This is a genomic window from Burkholderia sp. Se-20378, from assembly GCF_017104665.1.
Taxonomy (GTDB): domain Bacteria; phylum Pseudomonadota; class Gammaproteobacteria; order Burkholderiales; family Burkholderiaceae; genus Burkholderia; species Burkholderia lata.
In genome coordinates this window covers 1-20,552 of the sequence record NZ_JAAGPG010000109.1, presented here as the reverse complement: position 1 = coordinate 20,552, position 20,552 = coordinate 1, and the positions used below count along the sequence as shown (strand labels likewise).

The following is a 20,552-nucleotide window of genomic DNA, read 5'->3' as shown; positions in this document are numbered from 1 at the left end:
GTCGACGAGGCTCGCGAGCGCATGGGCGAGCACGATCGCCGGATTGCGCAGCAGCCCGCCCCAGTTGCCGGAGTGATGCGCGCCGTCGCGGGCGCGCAGGCTCAGCTTGAAATTGACCGAGCCGCGCGAGCCGAGGAAAACCGTGGGGCGCGCGGCGGCGATGCGCGGGCCGTCGGACGCGATCAGGACGTCGGCCGCGAGCGCGTCGCGCTCCTGGCGGCACAGCGCGTCGAGGCCCGGCGAACCCGTTTCCTCGCCCATCTCGATCAGCAGCTTCGCGTTGAAGCCGAGCCGGCCGCCGCGCGCGTCGAGCACGCTCGCCAGCGCGGCCAGGTTGATGGTGTGCTGGCCCTTGTTGTCGGCGCTGCCGCGGCCATACCAGCGGTCGCCATCGGCCGTCAGCATCCACGGCGACAGCGGTGCGCGCCACTGCGCGTCGTAGCCGCGCACGACGTCGCCGTGGCCGTAGATCAGCACGGTCGGCAGCGCGTCGTCTTCGTGGCGCGAGGCGAGCAGGAACGGGCCGCCGCCGTCGACGGGATTGTCGACGATCCGCGACGTGAAGCCGAGGCGCGCGGCTTCGGGGGCGATCTCGTCGGTCAGGTAGGCGCGCAGCGCGGCTTCGTTGCCGCTGTCCTGGCTTTCGGTGCGCAGGCCGACGCGGCGGCTCAGGGTCGTAAAGAACGCACCGGATTCGAACTGGTTCAGCGCGTGCTGGATGGCGGCGGTACGGCTCAAGTCGTGTCTCCTCTGTCGGGTTCGCTGCACGCGCCGGATCGTGCATGCAGCGTGAAGTGCGATCGATTCTAGAAAGCCGTTTTTTTTGTCACAATGATCGAATTTCGAACCTTTCTTTGCCGAAAAGGCAAAGCAGCGCGGCCGGCAGCCGGGCGGAGACAGAACGATGGCGGCTTTCCTGCATGGCCTGGCGTTGCGGTATTTCGTCGAAGTGGCGCGCACCGGCTCGATCAGCGACGCGTCCGCGCGGCTGCACGTGGCGGTATCGGCGATCAGCCGTCAAATCGCGAAACTCGAGAGCGAGCTCGGCGCACCGCTGTTCGAGCGCCGGCCGCGCGGGATGGCGCTGTCGGAGGCCGGCGAGCGGCTCCTGGCGTTCGCGCAGCGCAGTCTGCTGGAGGCCGAACACGTGATGAAGGACATCGGCGGGCTCGATGCGCTGCACGGCAGCCTGCTGAAGATCGCGTGCTCGGAAGGGTTCGCGATCGACTTTCTGCCCGGCACGCTCGCCAGCTTCAAGGCGCGCCATCCAGGCGTCGATTTCTCCGTGTGGGTGGTGTCGCCGGCGGACGCGACGCGGCGTGTGCGCGACGGCGATGTGGACATCGCATTGAGCTTCAGCCTCGCGCCGGAGAAGGGCGTGCGCGTCGACCACACCGAGCGCGCGCCGATCTTCGCGCTGGTGCGGCACGACCATCCGCTCGCGACGCGAGAAATGGTGTCGCTCGCCGATGTCGCGCGTCACCCGCACGTGCTGCCCGAAGCCGGCACGACGGTGCGCCAGCTGATCGACATCGCGTGCGCGCTCGACGGGCTGCTGCTCGAGCCCGAACTGACGAGCAACAACACGGCGGCGATGTACGGCTACGCGCGGCGCACGGGCGCGGTGATGTTCACGGGGCTGCTGTCGGTGCGCGACCGCTGCGCCGCGGACGGCTTCGTCGTGGTGCCCGTGACGAACCCGCAGCTGCGCGAACGCAGCATCCAGGTGCAGACGATGGCGGGGCGCGATCTGCCCGCGTCGGTTCGCGCGTTCCGCGACCATCTGATCGACGCGATGCAGGCCGCCTCGCCGCCGCCGACTGCCGCGCGCGGCCCGAGACGCCGGCCCGTGAGATAATCGTCAATCCGCCTTCCGTGTCCATGCGGCTCATCGAGCCGCATCGCCCCTGTTCGACGCCAAATTGAAGAACCTGATTGTCACCCTCGATCGCGCCGGCGAGTTCGACGAGATCATCGACGTGCGCACGCCGCTCGAGTTCGCCGAGGATCATATTCCCGGCGCGCTGAACGCGCCCGTACTCAGCAACGAGGAGCGCGTGCTCGTCGGTACGATGTACCGCCAGGTGTCGCCGTACGAGGCGACGCGCGTCGGTGCGGCCATCGTCGCGCGCAACATCGCGCGCCATCTCGACACGACGTTCGCCGACCGGCCGCGCAACTGGCGGCCGCTGATCTACTGCTGGCGCGGCGGCAAGCGCTCCGGCTCGATGACGACCTGGTTCAACCTGATCGGCTGGAAGGCGCGCCAGCTCGACGGCGGCTACAAGGCGTACCGCCAGTCGGTGTGCGCGACGCTCGACTCGCTGCCGACGCGCTTTCGCTACATCGCGCTCGTCGGCCATACGGGCTGCGGCAAGACGCGCCTGCTGAACGCACTGGGCGACGTGGGCGCCCAGACGCTCGATCTCGAGGCGCTCGCGTGCCATCGCGGTTCGCTGCTTGGCGCGCTGCCGGGCAAGCCGCAGCCGGCGCAGAAGGGGTTCGACTCCGGGCTCGTCGAAACACTTGGACGTTTCGACCCCGAATGGCCGGTGTTCGTCGAGTCGGAAAGCCGCAGGATCGGGCTCGTGCAGTTGCCGATCGCGTTGATCGACGCGTTTCACGCGGGGCCGTGGGTGCACGTCGACGCGGCGCACGACGAGCGTATCGCGTTCCTCCTCGACGATTACGCACACCTGTTCGACGAACCGAACGCGTTCAAGGCGCAGCTCCATCGGCTGATCGGACTGCATAGCCGCGAACAGGTCACGCACTGGAAGGCGCTGATCGATGCGGACGCGCGGGCCGAACTGTTCACCGAGCTGATCGACAAGCATTACGATCCCGCCTATGCGCGCACTTATCGCGCGACGTACAACAAGCCGAACCGGGCGCTGACGTTCACGTTCCGGCCCAACGCCCCCGACGGGCGCGATCAGGCGCGGGCGTTGCTGGCCGAACTCGCGCAAGTCGGGTTGCCCGCATCGGCCGCGCTCGCCGCAGGCGCGCAATCCGCAACTGAACAAGACCAACCGACCACCACACGATGACGACCACACGCACCCAACCCAGTCCGGCCCTTGGCTGGATGACCTTCCTGCTGATCGCGGTCGCGGGCCTGTTCTACGTGAAATGGTTCCCGTACTACAACAAGGCGTTCGTTGCCGCCGAGCATCATTCGATCGGCCAGTCGATCCTGATGGGCACGTCGGCGACCGCGCCCGAGCCGTCGCTGAAGGCCGCGCTCGACTATGCGTGGGCGTACGGCAAGGCGATCTGGCAGGCGATGGTGCTGGGCCTGCTGCTCGGTTCGGCCGTGCAGGCGCTGCTGCCCGCACACTGGGTCGCGCGCGTGCTCGGCCGCACCGGCTTCGGCAGCGTTGCCGCGGGCGGCCTGCTGTCGCTGCCCGGCATGATGTGCACGTGCTGCGCGGCGCCGGTCGTCGCGGGGCTGCGTGCGCGCCATGCATCGCCAGGTGGCGCGGTCGCGTTCTGGCTCGGCAACACGGTGCTGAACCCGGCGGCGCTGGTCTTCATGGGCTTCGTGCTCGGCTGGCACTGGAGCGCGCTGCGCCTCGTGCTCGGCGTCGCGATGGTGTTCGGGATCGGCTATCTGCTGAACCGCATCGCACGCCCGGAAGACCGCAGCATCGACGATGCCCAGCTCGCCGCGCTGGCGGCCGAGCAGGCCGCGGCCGGCAATCCTTTCGTCCGCTGGATGAAGCTGCTGGCGCGCATGGCCGTGCGGCTCGTGCCCGAATACATCGTGCTCGTGCTGCTGCTCGGCGCCGCGCGTGCGTGGCTGTTCCCGCATATCGGTCCGGACATCGGCAATCATCTCGGCTGGATCGTCGCGTTCGCGGTCGCGGGCATGCTGTTCGTGATCCCGACGGCCGGCGAGGTGCCGATCATCCAGGCAATGCTGTCGCTCGGCATGGGCGTCGGCCCGGCCGCCGCGCTGCTGATGACGCTGCCGCCGATCAGCGTGCCGTCGCTCGCGATGCTCGCGCGTTCGTTCAAGCCTTACATGCTGGCCATCGTCGCGATCCTCGTCGTCGTGTTCGGGATCGCGAGCGGCCTGCTCGCGATCGCGCTCGGGTTCTGACGCGCGCAAGCGGCGCGCCAGCAGGGCGCAATCGTCGTATTCATCCGGCGCCGCCGCTTCAGGCGTGCGGCGCCATTTACAAGAAGCAAACAGGAAAACGCATGACCCAACCGAAGATCCATCCTCGACTCGAAAAGGCGCTGACGCGCGGTGATCTCGCGATCCGCCAGGCCAATTCCGCGCGGGCGACTGCCGTGCTGAACGCACTCGGCACGATGATCATCGAGGCCTCCGCAACGATCGGCGTCGACGCCAGCATCGACATTCCGCAAGGCGACCGCATTTACGATCCGGTCAACGGTCTGTGGCCGCAGAAGATGCTGGTGTCGTTCGACGGCCCGGTGGACGAAGCCGACAAGGAAGAGTTGCGCTCGGTCTATCTGGTTGCCGACGATCCGGGCACGCAGTTCCGCGTCGAATGGCATCGCGCGGACGGCAAGCTCGGCCGCCAGGAAGGTGGCCCGCTCGCGACCGTCGCGTTCCTGACCGACGTCGAAATCCCGTGGAGCGACGACGACGAGTAACGTCGTCGCATGAAGCCGGCGCCAGATGCGCCGGCTGTCAGCGCATCATCCGCCGCCGGAACAGCCACGCGGACAGCAGGAATCCGCCGACCGCGTAACCGGCGAGCACCGCGACATGCAGCGCGACGTCGGTCGCCGGCCGGCCGAGCATCGCGGGCCGGATCAGTTCAACGGCATTCGCGAGCGGCAGCGCTTGCGCCGCGTGCTGCGCGATCGGCGGCAGCTGCGTGGTCGGGAAGAATACGCCCGACAGCAGCAGCATCGGCGTCAGCACGAGCGTCTGATAAAACATGAAGAAATCGTAGGACGGCGCGAGCGCCGTGACGATCATCGCGATGCTTGCAAACGCGAGGCCCGCGAGCGCGATCACGGGCAGCGCCACGAGCATCGACGGAAACTGCGCATAGCCGAGCGCCCCCGCGACGAGCATGATCGCAGCCCCCGAAAGCATCGCCTTGCTGGCTCCCCAGACGATCTCGCCGAGCACGATGTCGCCGAGCGCGAGCGGCGTATGCATGATCGCTTCCCACGTGCGCTGTACGTGCATCCGCGAGAATCCCGAATACATCGACTCGAAGCTCGCGGACATCATCACGCTCGACCCGACCGTGCCGGCCGCGAGGAACGCGATATACGACACGCCGTCGACACGGCCGAGCATCAGCCCGAGCCCGAACCCCAACCCGAACAGATAGATCATCGGATCGGCAAGATTGCCGAACATCGACGCGAGCGCGAGCTTGCGCCAGACGAGATAGTTGCGCCGCCAGACGGCGATCCAGTTGGTCGCGTTCGCGGGCATCGCGATCGCGAAGCGTGACACGCGCGGTGGTGCCGACGGTGCGGCGGCGGAATAGTTGCGGACGTCCATGATCGATCAGTCCTGCATTTCGCGGCCCGTGAGCCGCAGGAACACATCTTCAAGATTGGCCGGGCGATGCAGATAGCGCAACCCCGTGCGACCCTTGAGTCGCGCACTGAGCGGTTCCGGGTCGCTCACGTAGCAGAACAGCGTCTCGCCGCTGATCTCGGTGTGCTTCGCGAACGCCGACAGCTCGTCGCGCAGTGTGGCCGGGTCGGGCCCGTAGATCTCGATCACGTCGCAGCCGATCTCCGATTCGATCAGCGCGTGCGGCGCGCCTTCGGCGATCTTGCGGCCTTCCTCGATCACGCACAGGCGGTCGCACAGGCGCTCGGCTTCTTCCATGAAGTGCGTGGTGATCAGGATCGTCTTGCCGCGCGCGAGCAGCGAGCGCAGGCGTTCCCACATGAGGTGACGCGCCTGCGGGTCGAGGCCCGTCGTCGGCTCGTCGAGCACCAGCACATCGGGATCGTTGACGAGCGCGCGGGCCAGCGTCAGGCGGCGCTTCATGCCGCCCGACAACTCGCCGACCTTCGCATCGGCCTTGTTCTCGAGCTTCGCGAATTCGAGCAGCGGCTTCACGAGCGCCTGCGCAGCCTGCGCCGACATGCCGAAATAGCGGCTGAACACGAGCAGGTTCTCGCGCACGGTGAAGTCGGGGTCGAGATTGTCGAACTGCGGGACGACCCCGACGCGCTGGCGTGCATGCCGTGCACGCGATGGAACCGGTTCGCCGCAGAGCGAAATGGTGCCGGCATCGGGATGCGTGAGGCCGAGCAGCATTTTCAGCGTGGTGGTCTTGCCGGCGCCGTTCGGCCCGAGCAGGCCGTAGCATTCACCGGCCTGGACGGTGAAGGACAGGCCGTTGACGACGAGCTTGTCGCCATAGTGCTTTGCGACGTTCCTGAAATCGATCGGTGCAACGGACATGGGCATGTTGTCGTTGTAAGCGGGCGCGGAAGCGTTCGGCTGCCGGATGCGCGGCCGGTTGACGAACCGATCGGACGATTGCGTGTCACACGGGCATGACCGAAGCGCACGACGCCGGCGCCTGATGGCCCGCTGGAGTACGAACGAGCCATTCTAGTGCATCGGTTGCGTCTCTTCAGGGCATGCCTGCACGGTGCGATGCATGCGCGCACCGATCGTGCACTGCATCATCGCGCACGAGCCGAGCGGGGCGAATCAGCGTTTTCCATCCCTTGCGTCCTGAATTGCGGCGCACCATGATGAATGCGTAGGCTCGTTGTTGCGATAGGGAGGTTTCATGGCTAGCTACAACAAGATTTTGCTGTGTTACGACGGCACGCTCGAAGGACGCAAGGCACTGCGCTGCGGCGCCAACCTCGCGATGGACCTGAAAGCCGAGACGCATTTGCTGTCGGTGGTCGACATGCGCTCGAGCATTGCACAAAGCGCAGGTTTGCTGACCGATGTCGCGTGCGGCCGGTTCGAGGAAACCGCGCGTGAAATCCTGCAGGAAGGGGTGAACTGGTTGCGTGAGCGCGGCGTGCAGGCCGAAGGCCATTTCGCGTTCGGCTATCCGATCGACGAAATCGCGAATCTCGCGACGGAGCTGCAGGCTGACCTCGTCGTCGTCGGCCATCGGTGCCGCAGCGGACTGTCGAGATGGTGGATGGGCTCGGGCAATACGCAACTGCTCGATCGCGTGAACTGCAGCATTCTGGTTGCGTGCTCGTCGGCGCAGGAGCAGAAGGCCGAAATCGCGCGAGAGCGTGAAGCGGCCACGGCGAACGGCAAATGATCCAATGATTCGATGACTGCCTGACCGGCGAGTCGCGCCGGTCAGGCGTCGCGCCACGCCCGTGGCGCGCGTGCCGATCACAGCCACCCAAGGCCTGTCAGGCGTGCAGGTCGATCGCGGACAACTTCCACGAGAACAGGCCGAAGCGGTGGAATATCGCCGCATAGCGCGTGCCGTCGGCACTGCGCTGGTAGGTCACGACGAATTCATCGATATTCCGGTAGCCGGCACTGGTTTGCTGCTGGTGCGGCGCATGCGTTGCATCGACCGGGCTGGCCGGTGCGGCAGCGGCGGGCGGTTGCGATGACGCAGCCGTGGTGGCCGCGTTGCTGCCCGAAGCGGTTGCGCTAGACGGAGCCGGATTGGCTGCTGGCGCGGCCGGCGTGTCGCCTGGGGTATTGCTGCCTGGCGGCAGATTCGACCATTCGGGTGGCCGCTCGCCCGGATTGCCACGCGGTGGCAAGCCGCTCATCAGCGCCGCCACGCCCTCCGGGGTGGCGTACGCATCGACCAGCGGGCCGATCAGTGCCGACCCGATCAGAGCGCCGATCACCGCGAACGGATTGTTCTTCTTCACCGCGTCGATCCGGCGCATCAACTCTTCCGTGACCTGCTGCTTCAGGCTGATGCGCAACGACGGGAAATCGACATATTCACTGATGGCCTGCGCATCGCGCGCATCGATCGCCGATTTCAGGCGACCGAGCGCGACGTACGGCGACGCGTACGCATAGCCGATCGCCGCAATGATGGCGACGGCCAGCACGACGATCAGCAAGGGCTTGAGCCGCCAGGCGCGGCTCGAAGATCCGGTCACGTTGCCTCCGGTGCGGGGATGTTCCGCAATCAGAGACCGCCTGGCGTGGCCGATCGTTCCTCTGCGATGCAGCGATCGATCATCCGGCACACGGCATCGATCGTGCCGACCATGATCAGGCGCGACCGGCCGTGATAGACGCGCACCGGCGCGCGGCGGGCGGGTTCGGCGTGATTCAGGCCGGCGTTCAGCGATACCCGCGCGAAAGCGGGCAGCGCCGACGGCAGCAGGGACGCCTGCCGTTCGACTGCGACTTCTTCTTGCACAACAGGCGCCGCCGCGGACAGCGGTGCGCAGGGCGTGCGGCCGCGCAGGTGACGCAGGCGACCGAATTGACGGAAAGGCAGCAAACGGGCAAGGCGTTCCATGATGTTCTCCTCAGCGAGACGGAATGTCAGAGTTCGCCCGAGCGGATCAGCCCGACGGCGATGCCTTCCAGCGCGAATTCCGCGCTGCCGGCCTTGACGAAGATGTTTTCGTAATCCGGGTTCTCCGCGATCAGCTCGAGACCGCCAGGCCGGCGCATCAGGCGCTTGACCGTGACGTCGTCGCCGAGACGCGCGACGATGATCTGGCCGTCCTTTGCTTCCGTGCGCTTCTGCACGGCGAGGAGATCGCCGTCGAGGATGCCGGCGTCGCGCATCGACAGGCCGCGCACCTTCAGCAGGTAGTCGGGCTTGCTGGAGAACAGCGCGGGATCGCACGCGTAATGCTGCGAGATGTGCTCCTGCGCAAGGATCGGGCTACCGGCAGCCACGCGGCCGACGAGCGGCAGCGACAGCTGCATCAGGCCGGCGTGCGGCAGCGTGAACTGGTGCGGGGCATCGTCGATGCCGAGCAGCCGGATGCCGCGCGACGCACCGGCTGCCAGCTCGATCACACCCTTGCGCGCCAGCGCGCGCAGGTGCTCCTCGGCCGCATTCGGCGAGCTGAAGCCCAGTTCGGCCGCGATCTCGGCACGGGTGGGCGGGAATCCGGAGCGCTCGATCGCGCGACGGATCAAGTCGAACACTTGCTGCTGACGGGCGGTGAGTTTGGTCATGGCTCAACTGTATGGATAGACAGTGAGCTGTATTTTTATACAGTAGTTCGCGAATTTCAAGTGTTACGTGAGGTTCGACGCGATCACGCCGGTTCCGGCGCGATTTCGCGACGTCCGGACGCCGGTTTATCTGCCGCAACCGTCCGTCCCGTCTGCGTTAGCACTTTTGAGTATTAAAAAATGAGGAACGATTATTTTTAATCATGTAACCCGTTCGTTAGACTGGCCCGACATCGCAATACCGACAACACTGGAGAACCAAGGATGGGCAAGCGCAACACGGGGCTGGTGGGCGGAGTGGGCCGCCTGATCGCAACACTCGCGCTGGGCGCGGCGGCGGCGCTGGGCGTCGCGACGCACGCGCAGGCCGATACGACCTTCCTGAACGTGTCGTACGACCCGACGCGCGAGCTCTATCAGGACTTCAACCAGGCGTTCGGCAAGGAGTGGAAGGCGAAGACGGGCGAGACCGTCAACTTCAAGCAGTCGCACGGCGGTTCGGGCGCGCAGGCGCGCTCGGTGCTCGACGGCCTGCAGGCCGACGTCGTCACGCTGGCGCTCGCGTACGACATCGATGCGCTCGCGAACAAGGGGCTCGTCAACAAGGACTGGCAGAAGCGTCTGCCCGACAACGCATCGCCGTACACGTCGACGATCGTGTTCCTGGTGCGCAAGGGCAACCCGAAGGGGATCAAGGACTGGGACGACCTGACCAAGCCGGGCATCTCGATCGTCACGCCGAATCCGAAGACGTCGGGCGGCGCGCGCTGGAACTACCTGGCCGCATGGGCGTACGCGGTGCACAAGCCGGGCGGCAACGAGCAAACGGCGAAGGAATTCGTCACGAAGCTTTACAAGAACGCAGGCGTGCTCGATTCGGGCGCGCGCGGCGCGACCACGAGCTTCGTGCAGCGCGGGATCGGCGACGTGCTGATCGCATGGGAAAACGAGGCCTTCCTGTCGGTCAAGGAGTTCGGCACCGACAAGTTCGAGATCGTCGTGCCGTCGGTGAGCATCCTGGCCGAGCCGCCCGTCGCGGTGGTGGACAAGGTGGTCGACAAGAAGGGCACGCGCAAGCTGGCCGATGCCTACCTGAACTTCCTGTACAGCCCGCAGGGCCAGGAGATCGCGGCGCGCAACTACTACCGGCCGCGTTCGAAGAACGTGCCGGCGGAGCTGACGAAGCAGTTCCCGAAGCTGAAGCTGTACACGGTCGACGATACCTTCGGCGGCTGGACGAATGCGCAGAAGACGCATTTCGCGGACGGCGGCGTGTTCGATTCGATCTACAAGCCGCAGTAACGCCATAACGACAGCGGCGCGCCACGACAGCGCGCCGCATTCCCGACGGCTCGCCGGCGCGATTCACTGCGCCGGCGTTTGCGTCGGACCCATGAGCAGCATCGACCCAGCAAGAGCATCCGATGACGACGTACACCTTTCGCAAGCCGAGCGCGCTGCCCGGTTTCGGCGTGACGCTAGGCATCACGGTGGCCTATTTGAGCCTCGTGGTGCTGATACCGCTCGCCGCCACGTTCCTGAAGACCGCGACGCTGTCGTGGGACCAGTTCGTCACCGCCGTCACGTCGCCGCGCGTGCTCGCGTCGTACCGGCTGACGTTCACGTCCGCGCTCGGCGGCGCGCTGATCAACGCCGTGTTCGGCTTTCTCGTCGCGTGGGTGCTCGTGCGCTACACGTTCCCGTTCAAGCGGCTCGTCGATGCGATCGTCGACCTGCCGTTTGCGCTCCCGACGTCGGTCGCCGGCATTTCGCTCGCGGCCGTTTACGCGACCAACGGCTGGGTCGGCCAGTATCTCGCGCCGCTCGGCATCAAGATCGCGTTCACGCCGGCCGGCGTGCTGGTCGCGCTGACCTTCATCGGGCTGCCGTTCGTCGTACGCACGGTGCAGCCGGTGCTCGAGGATTTCGAGCGCGAGCAGGAAGAGGCCGCCGCGTGCCTCGGCGCGTCGCGCTGGCTGACGTTCCGTCGCGTCGTGCTGCCGGCCGTGCTGCCGGCGCTCCTCACCGGTTTCGCACTCGCGTTCGCGCGCGCACTCGGCGAATACGGTTCGGTGATCTTCATCGCCGGCAACGTGCCGATGAAATCCGAGATCACGTCGTTGCTCATCATCACGAAGCTCGAGCAGTACGACTACGCGGGCGCGACCGCGCTCGCAGTCGTGATGCTCGTCGTGTCGTTCCTGATGCTGTTGTTGATCAACACGCTGCAGTGGTATCTGCAGCGCCGCACGAGCAAGGGCGCGAGCGGCCCCGCGCCCGCCGCCGTCACCGCCATCCCGGCAGGAGGCCAGCAATGAGCCAGGAGGCCACCGTCGTGCTGAAAACCCCGTCTGCGGACGCGCAAGGGCGCGCCGCGAAACGGCTCGACCCCGTCAGCGAGTCGCGCGTCGTGCGCTGGCTGCTCACGGGCATCGCGCTGGCGTTCCTCGCGTTCTTCCTCGTCGTGCCGCTCGCCGCGGTGTTCGTCGAGGCGCTGAGAAAGGGCGTCGGCTTCTATCTCGAATCACTGGCCGATCCCGATGCGTGGTCGGCGATCAAGCTGACGCTGACCGTCGCCGCGATCGCCGTGCCGCTGAATCTCGTGTTCGGCGTGTGCGCTTCGTGGGCGATCGCGAAATTCGAATTCCGCGGCAAGGCGCTGCTGACGACGCTGATCGACCTGCCGTTCTCGGTGTCGCCGGTGATCTCGGGCCTCGTGTACGTGCTGCTGTTCGGCGCGCAGGGCTGGCTCGGGCCGTGGCTGCAGGATCACGACGTGCAAATCATTTTTGCGGTGCCGGGCATCGTGCTCGCGACGATCTTCGTCACGTTCCCGTTCGTTGCGCGCGAACTGATTCCGCTGATGCAGGCGCAAGGCACGGACGAGGAAGAAGCCGCGCGCGTGCTGGGTGCGTCCGGCTGGCAGATTTTCCGCCGCGTGACGCTGCCGAACGTGAAGTGGGGCCTGCTGTACGGCGTGATCCTGTGTAATGCGCGCGCGATGGGCGAGTTCGGCGCGGTGTCGGTCGTGTCCGGCCACATCCGCGGCCAGACCGACACGATGCCGCTGCACGTCGAGATCCTGTACAACGAATACAACTTCGCGGCGGCGTTCGCGGTGGCGTCGGTGCTGGCGCTGCTCGCGCTCGTCACGCTCGCGCTGAAGCTGCTCGCCGAGCGCCATCTCGCCGCCGAACTGGCGGGCGCGCGCGACACCGTTCCCGCACATGCCGGCCCCGTCGCCGCCGTTTCGTCGAAATCGTAAAGAGGCAACCAGAATGGGTATCACCGTCCGTAACCTTCAGAAGCGCTTCGGCGATTTCACGGCGCTCGACAACGTATCGCTCGACTTCCCGCCCGGCGAGCTGGTCGCGCTGCTCGGGCCGTCCGGCTGCGGCAAGACCACGCTGCTGCGCGTGATCGCGGGCCTCGAGCACGCGGATGCCGGCCAAGTGGTGCTGCAGGGGCTCGACGTCGCGTCGGTCGGCGCGCGCGACCGCCAGGTCGGTTTCGTGTTCCAGCACTACGCATTGTTCCGCCACATGACGGTCTTCGAGAACGTCGCGTTCGGGTTGCGCGTGAAGCCGCGCCGCGAGCGGCCGTCGGAAAGCGCGATCCGCGACAAGGTGCACGAGCTGCTGAAGCTCGTGCAGCTCGACTGGCTCGCGCAGCGCTATCCGTCCGAGCTGTCGGGCGGCCAGCGCCAGCGCATCGCGCTCGCCCGAGCGCTCGCGGTCGAACCGAAGGTGCTGCTGCTCGACGAGCCGTTCGGCGCGCTCGACGCGAAGGTCCGCAAGGAATTGCGCGGCTGGCTGCGTCGTCTGCACGACGACCTGCACATCTCGACGATCTTCGTCACGCACGACCAGGAGGAGGCGCTGGAAGTCGCGGACCGCATCGTCGTGCTGAATCGCGGCCACGTCGAGCAGGTCGGCAGCCCGCAGGACGTCTACGATCATCCGCAGAGCGCGTTCGTCTACGAGTTCCTCGGCGCCGCGAACCGGCTGCCGGGCACGGTCGCCGGGCGTGGCTTCGTCGCCGAGGGGGCAGCTGCGCCGATCGAGGTCGACGCCGATTTCGCCGGCCCCGCGAACGCCTATGTGCGCCCGCACGACCTGCAGCTGTGGCCGGTGGGTGAAGGGCACCGCGACGGCATCGCGGTGGACGTGCGCCGCGTGATTCCGCTCGGCGGGTCGGTGCGCGTGGAGCTCGAGGCGCGTGCGGGCGGTGCGCTCGAGGCGGAACTCGATCGCGATGCGTGGCGGGCGCTGTCGCTGCAGGTCGGCGATGGTGCGACCGCCGTGCCGCGTGCTGTAAGGGTGTTTCCCGCGCGTTAACGCAAGAATGCAGGGCAGGGGGCGCAAATTGCTCCGATTCAATAATCAAACAACGACAGCCTAAGAGGCATACCCATGAATTTTCAGCAATTGCGGTTCGTGCGCGAAGCGGTGCGCCAGAACATGAACCTGACGGAAGTCGCGAACGTGCTGTACACGTCGCAGTCGGGCGTGTCGAAGCAGATCAAGGATCTCGAGGATGAGCTGGGCGTCGACATCTTCATCCGGCGCGGCAAGCGGCTGACGGGGCTCACGGAGCCCGGCAAGGCCGTGCACCAGCTGATCGAGCGGATGCTGCTCGACGCCGAGAACCTGCGCCGCGTCGCGCGCCAGTTCGCCGACCAGGACAGCGGCCACCTCGTCGTCGCGACGACGCACACGCAGGCGCGCTACGCGCTGCCGAAGGTGATCCGCCAGTTCACCGACGTGTTCCCGAAGGTGCATCTCGCGCTGCGCCAGGGCAGCCCGCAGCAGATCGCGCAGATGATCCTGAACGGCGAGGCCGATCTCGGCATCTCGACCGAGGCGCTCGACCGCTATCCGGACATCGTCACGTTCCCGTGCTATTCGTGGCACCACACGGTCGTCGTGCCGAAGGGCCATCCGCTCGTCGGCCGCGAGAACCTGACGCTCGAGGAAATCGCCGAGTATCCGATCATCACGTACGACCAGGACTTCACGGGCCGCTCGCATATCGACCAGGCATTCACGCAGGCGGGCGCCGTGCCCGACGTCGTGCTGACCGCGATCGACGCGGACGTGATCAAGACGTATGTCGAGCTCGGAATGGGGATCGGCGTGGTCGCGGCGATGGCCTACGATCCGCAACGCGACACGGGGCTCGTCGCGCTCGATACGCAGCACCTGTTCGAAGCGAGCACGACGCGGGTCGGGCTGCGCAAGGGCGCGTTCCTGCGCGCATATGCATACCGGCTGATCGAGATGTTCGCGCCGCACCTGAACGAAGCGGAAATCGCGGGGCTGTTGCGCGAAGCCGTTTGACGACAGCGCGTCGTGCGCCATCCGCGCGATCACCGCGGATGGCGCGACGAACCTGCGCGGGTCGTCATGTATTGGGCAGCGGCCGGCGATCTGCCGCTGCCTTGGTGGTTCGACTCACTGAATCATCGACCGCCATCGCCGTTTCCCGCCCGATTCTTCGCCGCCAGCGGCGAACGACATATATTTGGTTGCCAGCACAACGACAAGAACAAGACGGTGCGCGTGTACACCGCGTTTCGGTTTCGGCCATCTGCCATATCGAGCGATCTATTGGCCGGCAAATGTGATTCAATGCGTGTGAATGCGGGGTGACGCGCGTTCGGGCCGTCCCTTGGTCGCCATCGTGACCGGCCGGATCGTACCGGCGACGCAACGCGCAACACCGGGACGAAGTGCGAAAAGCGAAGCCGGCAGCCCGTCCACCTTCACAAAACAATGCACGCGGATTGTCGGTCCCGACACACTCGGAGACATATCGCGCAGCACGCAACACGCGTGACGAAGAGGTAAACAATGAATCTGAAATGGTTTCTCTTTTCCTTCGACGGCCGGATCGGGCGCCTGCCGTGGTGGATCTACGCGCTGGTTTCCACGGTGCTCAGCGCGATTTTCGATGCGGGTTCCCGCGGCGCACCGGAGGACGATCTGCCGCTGCTGGCGATGCTGGTGCTCGTAGTCATCGCGGTTGTCGCGGTGTGGTCGTCGATTGCGGTCGGCGTGAAGCGGCTGCACGACATCGACAAGTCGGGATGGTGGATGCTGCTGCTGTTCGTGCCGATCGTCGGCGCGCTCGCGTTGTTGGTGATGAACGGCTTCATCGCCGGCACGCCGCACGCAAACCGATTCGGCGAGCCGCCGTCGGCCGATGAAGACGAGCCGGCGCCGCAGGACCCGGCGTGACACACGCTCCGAATAAACCCTTAAATATTGATCAGACAGGTTGCGCGCCGACACGAATCGGTACAGCATAGCCTTCACTCCGCCGGCGTCCCGCCGGCGGCGGCGCGTAAACGACAGCACGCGCCAGGCAGTCGGCCGTCTGCCTCGCTTCCATTCCGTGGTACCGACAGCAGCATCGATGGCCATTGCCCGGGTAGTGTGGCGCAAACGTTTGCTCGCATTAAAACAACAGTCAAACAATAGTCCGGCCCGTGGGGCCAGTCGCCAGGAGATGTGTATGAATGTCCTCTTTCGCCGTCGCTTCCTGACCGCCGCGCTCGCCGCCGTCGCGGTCGCTGCCGCACCGGCCGTCCACGCGCAATCGGCTGGCAAGCCGAAGGTCGCGCTCGTGATGAAGTCGCTCGCCAACGAGTTCTTCCTGACGATGGAAACGGGCGCGAAGGAATACCAGAAACACAACGCGGGTCAGTTCGACCTGATCACCAATGGCATCAAGGACGAGACCGACACCGCGAACCAGATCCGCATCGTCGAGCAGATGATCGTGTCGAAGGTCGACGCGATCGTGCTCGCGCCGGCCGATTCGAAGGCGCTCGTGCCGGTCGTGAAGAAGGCGGTCGACGCGGGCATCATCGTTGTGAACATCGACAACCGGCTCGATCCCGACGTGCTGAAGTCGAAGAACCTGAACGTGCCGTTCGTCGGCCCGGACAACCGCAAGGGCGCGCGCAAGATCGGCGACTACCTCGCGAAGCGGCTGAAGGCGGGCGACCAGGTCGGCATCGTCGAAGGCGTGTCGACGACGACCAATGCGCAGCAGCGCACGGCCGGCTTCCAGGATGCGATGAAGGCGGGCGGGATGAAGGTCGTGTCGGTGCAGTCCGGCGAATGGGAAATCGACAAGGGCAATGCGGTCGCTGCCGCGATGCTCAACGAATATCCGAACCTGAAGGCGCTGCTGTGCGGCAACGACAACATGGCGATCGGCGCCGTGTCGGCCGTGCGCGCGGCCGGCAAGCAGGGCAAGGTGCTCGTGGTCGGCTACGACAACATCAACGCGATCAAGCCGATGCTGAAGGACGGCCGCGTGCTCGCGACCGCCGATCAGTACGCGGCGAAGCAGGCCGTGTTCGGTATCGACACGGCACTCAAGGCGATCGCCGAGCATCGCAAGCAGGCCGACATGTCGGGCGTGGTCGAGACGCCGGTGGATCTCGTGACGAAGTGACGCGGCCCCGATGCGGCCGCCGCCCTCAAGAATTTGGCGCGGCGGCCGTTATCCGGGGTGAGCGCGATCACGGCCACTGCATGCACATGCACTTGTGAGCGTCACACCCGCGCGCCGCGTGCGCGCGGCCGCAACCAGGATCGCGATGGACCCGACTTTCCAACCCTCCCGCGCAGCCACTCCCGTGCTGTCCGTATCCGGCATCGGCAAGACCTATGCCGAACCCGTGCTCGCCGACGTCACGCTGACGCTCGAGGCGGGCCACGCGCTTGCGTTGACGGGCGAGAACGGCGCCGGCAAGAGCACGCTGTCGAAGATCATCGGCGGGCTCGTCGAACCGACCGCCGGCACGATGCAGCTCGGCGGTCAGCCGTATGCGCCGGCGAGCCGCACGCAGGCCGAGGCACTCGGCGTGCGCATGGTGATGCAGGAGCTGAACCTGCTGCCGACCCTGACGGTTGCCGAAAACCTGTTCCTGAACCGTCTACCGCGACGTTTCGGGATCATCGATCGCGCGCGGCTGCGCGACGATGCACGGGCTGCGATGGCGCAGGTCGGGCTCGACACGGTCGATCCCGATACGCCGGTGGGCGCGCTCGGCATCGGCCACCAGCAGATGGTCGAGATCGCGCGCAACCTGATCGGCGACTGCCGCGTGCTGATCCTCGACGAACCCACCGCGATGCTGACCGCGCGTGAAGTCGAGCTGCTGTTCGAGCAGATCGACCGGCTGAAGGCGCGCGGCGTCGCGATCGTCTACATTTCGCACCGGCTCGAGGAGCTCGCGCGGGTCGCCGAGCGCGTCGCGGTGCTGCGCGATGGCCGGCTCGTCCATGCGGGCGACATGGCGGCGACGACGTCCGACGGGCTCGTCACGCTGATGGTCGGGCGCGAGATCGGCGAGCACATCGATCTCGGCGAGCGCCATATCGGCGCGCCGCGGCTCGTCGTGTCGGGCCTGAGCCGCGGGACGGCGGTGCGCGACGTGTCGCTCGAGGTGCGCGCGGGTGAGATCTTCGGCATCTCGGGGCTGATCGGCGCAGGGCGTACCGAATTGCTGCGGTTGATCTACGGCGCGGATGCGCCGGATGCGGGGACGATCGCGATCGGCCAGCCGCCGAAGCCGACGCGGATCGGTTCGCCCGTCGAGGCGGTGAAGCACGGCATCGCGCTGATCACCGAGGATCGCAAGGGCGAGGGACTGCTGCTGACGCAGTCGATCACCGCGAACGTGTCGCTCGGCCAGCTCGACCGGCTCGCGCGCGGCGGGATCGTCGACGGCGCGCGCGAAACGGCGCTCGCCGAGCAGCAGATCGACGCGCTGCGGATCCGTACGCACGGCGCGACGCAGGCGGTTGGCGAGCTGTCGGGCGGCAACCAGCAGAAGGTCGTGATCGGCCGCTGGCTGGCGCGCGACATGGGCGTGTTGCTGTTCGACGAGCCGACGCGCGGGATCGACGTCGGTGCAAAGTTCGAGATCTACACTTTGATGGGCGCGCTCGCGCGCGAAGGCCGCGCGCTCGTCGTCGTGTCGAGCGACCTGCGTGAACTGATGCTGATCTGCGACCGGATCGGCGTGATGTCGGCCGGCCGCATGACCGCCGTGTTCGAGCGCGGCAACTGGACCCAGGATGTGCTGCTGGCCGCGGCGTTCGCCGGCTTCGGCCGCGAGACGCCGCCGGGCGGCGCGCAGCATCCGGACGCGGGGCAGGCGCCAGGCGCCGCTCCGGGCACTTCGACGACAGGACGACAGCAATGACCCAGCCTCCCGTAACCCCGACCGACGCAGGCGCGCAGCAGGACGTGACGGGGCGCCGTGCGCGCACGCTGTCCGGCACGCGGCTCGGCCTGTCGAACTACCTCGGGCTCGCCGGCGCGCTCGCAGCGATGATTGCGCTGTTTTCGGTGCTGAGCTCGCACTTCCTGACCTACGATACGTTCAGCACGATCGCGAACCAGATTCCCGATCTCGTCGTGATGTCGGTCGGGATGACCTTCGTGCTGATCATCGCCGGGATCGACCTGTCGGTCGGCTCGGTCCTCGCGCTCGCCGCGTCGATGGTCAGCGTCGCCGCGCTGAAATGGCAGTGGGGGCCGCTGCCGGCCGCGCTGATCGGCATCGCGGTCGCGACCATTACAGGCGCGCTGACGGGCGCGGTCACGGTCGGCTGGCGAATCCCGTCGTTCATCGTGTCGCTCGGCGTGCTGGAGGCCGCGCGCGGCCTCGCATACCAGCTGACGAATTCGCGTACGGCCTACATCGGCGACGCGTTCGATTTCCTGTCGAATCCGATCGCGCTCGGCATCTCGCCGGCATTCCTGATCGCGGTCGCGGTGATGATCGCGGCCCAGTTCGTGCTGACGCGGACCGTGTTCGGACGCTATCTCGTCGGGATCGGCACGAACGAAGAAGCCGTTCGACTTGCCGGGGTTAACCCGAGGCCGTATAAAATTCTCGTATTCGCATTGATGGGCGCACTCGCAGGGCTTGCGTCGCTGTTCCAGATTTCGCGGCTCGAGGCGGCCGACCCGAATGCGGGTGTCGGCCTCGAACTGCAGGTGATCGCCGCCGTCGTGATTGGCGGCACGAGCCTGATGGGCGGGCGCGGTTCGGTGATCAGCACGTTCTTTGGCGTGTTGATCATCTCCGTGCTGGCCGCGGGGCTGGCGCAGATCGGCGCGAACGAGCCGACGAAACGGATCATCACCGGCGCGGTGATCGTGGTGGCGGTCGTGCTCGATACGTATCGCAGCCGGCGCACACGCGTGCGGTAGAAAGACAGACAGAACAGACCAGAGAGAAACGGGAAATGGCGACGATCAAGGATGTGGCGGCCATGGCGGGCGTGTCGTTTACGACCGTCTCGCACGTGGTGAACAATTCGCGGCCGGTGTCCGCGGATGTGCGTGCGAAGGTCGAGGGCGCAATCCGCGAGCTGAATTACGTGCCGTCGGCCGTGGCGCGCTCGCTGAAGGCGCGTGCGACGGCGACCATCGGCCTCGTCGTGCCGAACAGCACGAATCCGTACTTCGCGGAGCTTGCGCGCGGCATCGAGGATCAATGCGCGGCCAACGGCTATTGTGTGTTCTTCTGCAACTCGGACGACGATCCCGTCAAGCAGCGCAACTATCTGCGCGTGCTGCAGGAAAAGCGCATCGACGGGCTGATCGTGGCATCGGCCGGCGAGGATGCGGTGCTCGCGCAGACGCTTGCGGATATCCACGCACCGCTCGTCGTTGTCGACCGCAACATCGAGGGGCTTGCGGCCGACCTCGTGCAGATCGACCACGAGCGCGGTGCGTACCTGGCGACGCGCCATCTGCTCGAGCTCGGGCACGCGAAGATCGGCTGCATCACGGGGCCGACCGACACGGCGGTCAGCGCGATGCGCGTGCACGGCTTCATCCGTGCGATGGCCGAGCGCGGTGTCGACATCGTGCCGGGCGCGATCGCGGAAAGCGACTTCTCGTGCCTCGGCGGTTATCACGCGGCGTCGCGGCTGTTCGAATCGGTGCGGCCGAGCGCGATCTTCGCGGGCAACGACCTGATGGGCGTCGGCGCGCTGCGCGCGGCAGCCGAGCGCGGCATGCGCGTGCCCGACGACTGTTCGATCATCGGGTTCGACGACATCGAATTCTCCCGCTACACGTATCCGGCGCTGTCGACGGTCGGCCAGTCGGTGCGCGCGCTCGGCGAAATGGCCGCGCAGACGCTGATCGAGCGGATCGGTGGCGGCTCGACCGCCGTGCCGAGCCGCCGCCGCGTCGTGTCGCCGCGCCTCGTGCTGCGCGAATCGACGGCGGTGTACCGCGAGCCGCCAGCATCGGGCGGTCGCGCATGACGACGCCCGCAGCAAACGCCGGCCGCGTGACGGTGGTCGGCAGTCTCAACATGGATCTCGTCGTGCGCGCGCCGCGCCTGCCGTTGCCGGGCGAAACGCTCGCCGGTCATGCGTTCGCGCAGGCGGCA

The 20,552-nt window shown here is 66.7% G+C and carries 22 protein-coding genes and 1 pseudogene; 17 read left to right on the top strand and 6 right to left on the bottom strand.

Going from position 1 to position 20,552, the window contains the following annotated elements; genetic code table 11:
- On the bottom strand, positions 1-738 hold a 738-nt coding region (locus tag G3N93_RS14480; RefSeq protein WP_206133327.1), incomplete at its 3' end, for a M20/M25/M40 family metallo-hydrolase.
- A gap of 166 nt (positions 739-904) precedes the next feature.
- On the opposite strand from G3N93_RS14480, the gene G3N93_RS14475 reads away from it, so the two are divergent.
- From G3N93_RS14475 to G3N93_RS14460, 4 genes are all read left to right on the top strand, one after another.
- Positions 905-1,858 carry a LysR family transcriptional regulator gene (locus tag G3N93_RS14475; protein WP_206133326.1) on the top strand — a complete coding sequence of 318 codons (954 nt, stop codon included), beginning with the start codon at positions 905-907 and terminating at the stop codon, positions 1,856-1,858.
- Positions 1,859-1,922: 64 nt separating this feature from the next.
- A complete protein-coding gene (mnmH, locus tag G3N93_RS14470; protein ID WP_206133325.1) occupies positions 1,923-3,050 on the top strand; it encodes a tRNA 2-selenouridine(34) synthase MnmH in 1,128 nt (375 codons plus the stop codon).
- Complete coding sequence (locus tag G3N93_RS14465; RefSeq protein ID WP_174934269.1) at positions 3,047-4,105, top strand: permease; 1,059 nt, start codon at positions 3,047-3,049, stop codon at positions 4,103-4,105. Before mnmH ends, G3N93_RS14465 begins: the two co-directional genes overlap by 4 nt.
- 101 nt (positions 4,106-4,206) lie before the next feature.
- On the top strand, positions 4,207-4,629 hold the full coding sequence (locus G3N93_RS14460; protein WP_011351887.1) for a hypothetical protein: 423 nt from the start codon (positions 4,207-4,209) through the stop codon (positions 4,627-4,629).
- A gap of 37 nt (positions 4,630-4,666) precedes the next feature.
- On the opposite strand, the gene G3N93_RS14455 is transcribed toward G3N93_RS14460, so the two are convergent.
- Together G3N93_RS14455 and nodI are read right to left on the bottom strand one after the other, a co-directional pair.
- Positions 4,667-5,500, bottom strand: coding sequence for an ABC transporter permease (locus G3N93_RS14455; protein WP_174934268.1), 834 nt, complete (start codon positions 5,498-5,500; stop codon positions 4,667-4,669).
- A 6-nt stretch (positions 5,501-5,506) separates the two neighbouring features.
- Positions 5,507-6,421 (bottom strand): nodulation factor ABC transporter ATP-binding protein NodI, encoded by a 915-nt coding sequence (gene nodI, locus G3N93_RS14450; protein ID WP_174934266.1) that lies wholly within the window; start codon positions 6,419-6,421, stop codon positions 5,507-5,509.
- Positions 6,422-6,758: 337 nt separating this feature from the next.
- On the opposite strand from nodI, the gene G3N93_RS14445 reads away from it, so the two are divergent.
- Entirely contained in the window at positions 6,759-7,256 is a 498-nt protein-coding gene (locus G3N93_RS14445; RefSeq protein WP_011351890.1) for a universal stress protein, read from the top strand.
- Positions 7,257-7,353: 97 nt separating this feature from the next.
- On the opposite strand, the gene G3N93_RS14440 is transcribed toward G3N93_RS14445, so the two are convergent.
- From G3N93_RS14440 to lexA, 3 genes are read right to left on the bottom strand one after another with little or no spacing between them, the layout of a single operon-like run.
- A complete protein-coding gene (locus G3N93_RS14440) occupies positions 7,354-8,073 on the bottom strand; it encodes a DUF2939 domain-containing protein (RefSeq protein ID WP_174935206.1) in 720 nt (239 codons plus the stop codon).
- 29 nt (positions 8,074-8,102) lie between these two features.
- A complete protein-coding gene (locus tag G3N93_RS14435; RefSeq protein ID WP_174934265.1) occupies positions 8,103-8,441 on the bottom strand; it encodes a hypothetical protein in 339 nt (112 codons plus the stop codon).
- A gap of 26 nt (positions 8,442-8,467) precedes the next feature.
- Positions 8,468-9,115 (bottom strand): transcriptional repressor LexA, encoded by a 648-nt coding sequence (gene lexA, locus G3N93_RS14430; RefSeq protein WP_009689103.1) that lies wholly within the window; start codon positions 9,113-9,115, stop codon positions 8,468-8,470.
- Positions 9,116-9,379: 264 nt separating this feature from the next.
- On the opposite strand from lexA, the gene G3N93_RS14425 reads away from it, so the two are divergent.
- From G3N93_RS14425 to G3N93_RS14370, 12 genes and pseudogenes are all read left to right on the top strand, one after another.
- Complete coding sequence (locus tag G3N93_RS14425) at positions 9,380-10,417, top strand: sulfate ABC transporter substrate-binding protein (RefSeq protein WP_011351893.1); 1,038 nt, start codon at positions 9,380-9,382, stop codon at positions 10,415-10,417.
- Between the two features lie 122 nt (positions 10,418-10,539).
- Positions 10,540-11,433 (top strand): sulfate ABC transporter permease subunit CysT, encoded by an 894-nt coding sequence (gene cysT, locus G3N93_RS14420; RefSeq protein ID WP_174936877.1) that lies wholly within the window; start codon positions 10,540-10,542, stop codon positions 11,431-11,433.
- The gene (cysW, locus tag G3N93_RS14415) at positions 11,430-12,380 is read left to right on the top strand and encodes a sulfate ABC transporter permease subunit CysW (RefSeq protein WP_174934261.1); all 951 of its coding nucleotides are present in this window, start codon (positions 11,430-11,432) and stop codon (positions 12,378-12,380) included. The genes cysT and cysW overlap by 4 nt, the downstream gene beginning before the upstream one ends.
- A gap of 13 nt (positions 12,381-12,393) precedes the next feature.
- Positions 12,394-13,452: a sulfate/molybdate ABC transporter ATP-binding protein gene (locus G3N93_RS14410; protein WP_011351896.1), complete on the top strand. Its 1,059-nt coding sequence runs from the start codon at positions 12,394-12,396 to the stop codon at positions 13,450-13,452.
- 75 nt (positions 13,453-13,527) lie between these two features.
- Positions 13,528-14,454, top strand: a complete 927-nt coding sequence (locus G3N93_RS14405; RefSeq protein ID WP_006484201.1) for a CysB family HTH-type transcriptional regulator — start codon at positions 13,528-13,530, stop codon at positions 14,452-14,454.
- Positions 14,455-14,466: 12 nt separating this feature from the next.
- The gene (locus tag G3N93_RS14400) at positions 14,467-14,766 is read left to right on the top strand and encodes a hypothetical protein (protein ID WP_206122848.1); all 300 of its coding nucleotides are present in this window, start codon (positions 14,467-14,469) and stop codon (positions 14,764-14,766) included.
- A gap of 201 nt (positions 14,767-14,967) precedes the next feature.
- A complete protein-coding gene (locus tag G3N93_RS14395; protein ID WP_174934260.1) occupies positions 14,968-15,354 on the top strand; it encodes a DUF805 domain-containing protein in 387 nt (128 codons plus the stop codon).
- 277 nt (positions 15,355-15,631) lie between these two features.
- Positions 15,632-16,582, top strand: coding sequence for a sugar ABC transporter substrate-binding protein (locus tag G3N93_RS14390; protein ID WP_011351899.1), 951 nt, complete (start codon positions 15,632-15,634; stop codon positions 16,580-16,582).
- A gap of 145 nt (positions 16,583-16,727) precedes the next feature.
- Positions 16,728-18,341 (top strand): sugar ABC transporter ATP-binding protein, encoded by a 1,614-nt coding sequence (locus G3N93_RS14385; RefSeq protein ID WP_206122847.1) that lies wholly within the window; start codon positions 16,728-16,730, stop codon positions 18,339-18,341.
- Complete coding sequence (locus G3N93_RS14380) at positions 18,338-19,357, top strand: ABC transporter permease (RefSeq protein WP_039358738.1); 1,020 nt, start codon at positions 18,338-18,340, stop codon at positions 19,355-19,357. Before G3N93_RS14385 ends, G3N93_RS14380 begins: the two co-directional genes overlap by 4 nt.
- A gap of 35 nt (positions 19,358-19,392) precedes the next feature.
- Positions 19,393-20,424 carry a LacI family DNA-binding transcriptional regulator gene (locus G3N93_RS14375; RefSeq protein ID WP_039358736.1) on the top strand — a complete coding sequence of 344 codons (1,032 nt, stop codon included), beginning with the start codon at positions 19,393-19,395 and terminating at the stop codon, positions 20,422-20,424.
- A pseudogene (locus tag G3N93_RS14370) lies at positions 20,421-20,552 on the top strand (ribokinase); the annotation flags it as partial. The gene G3N93_RS14375 and the pseudogene G3N93_RS14370, both read left to right, overlap by 4 nt.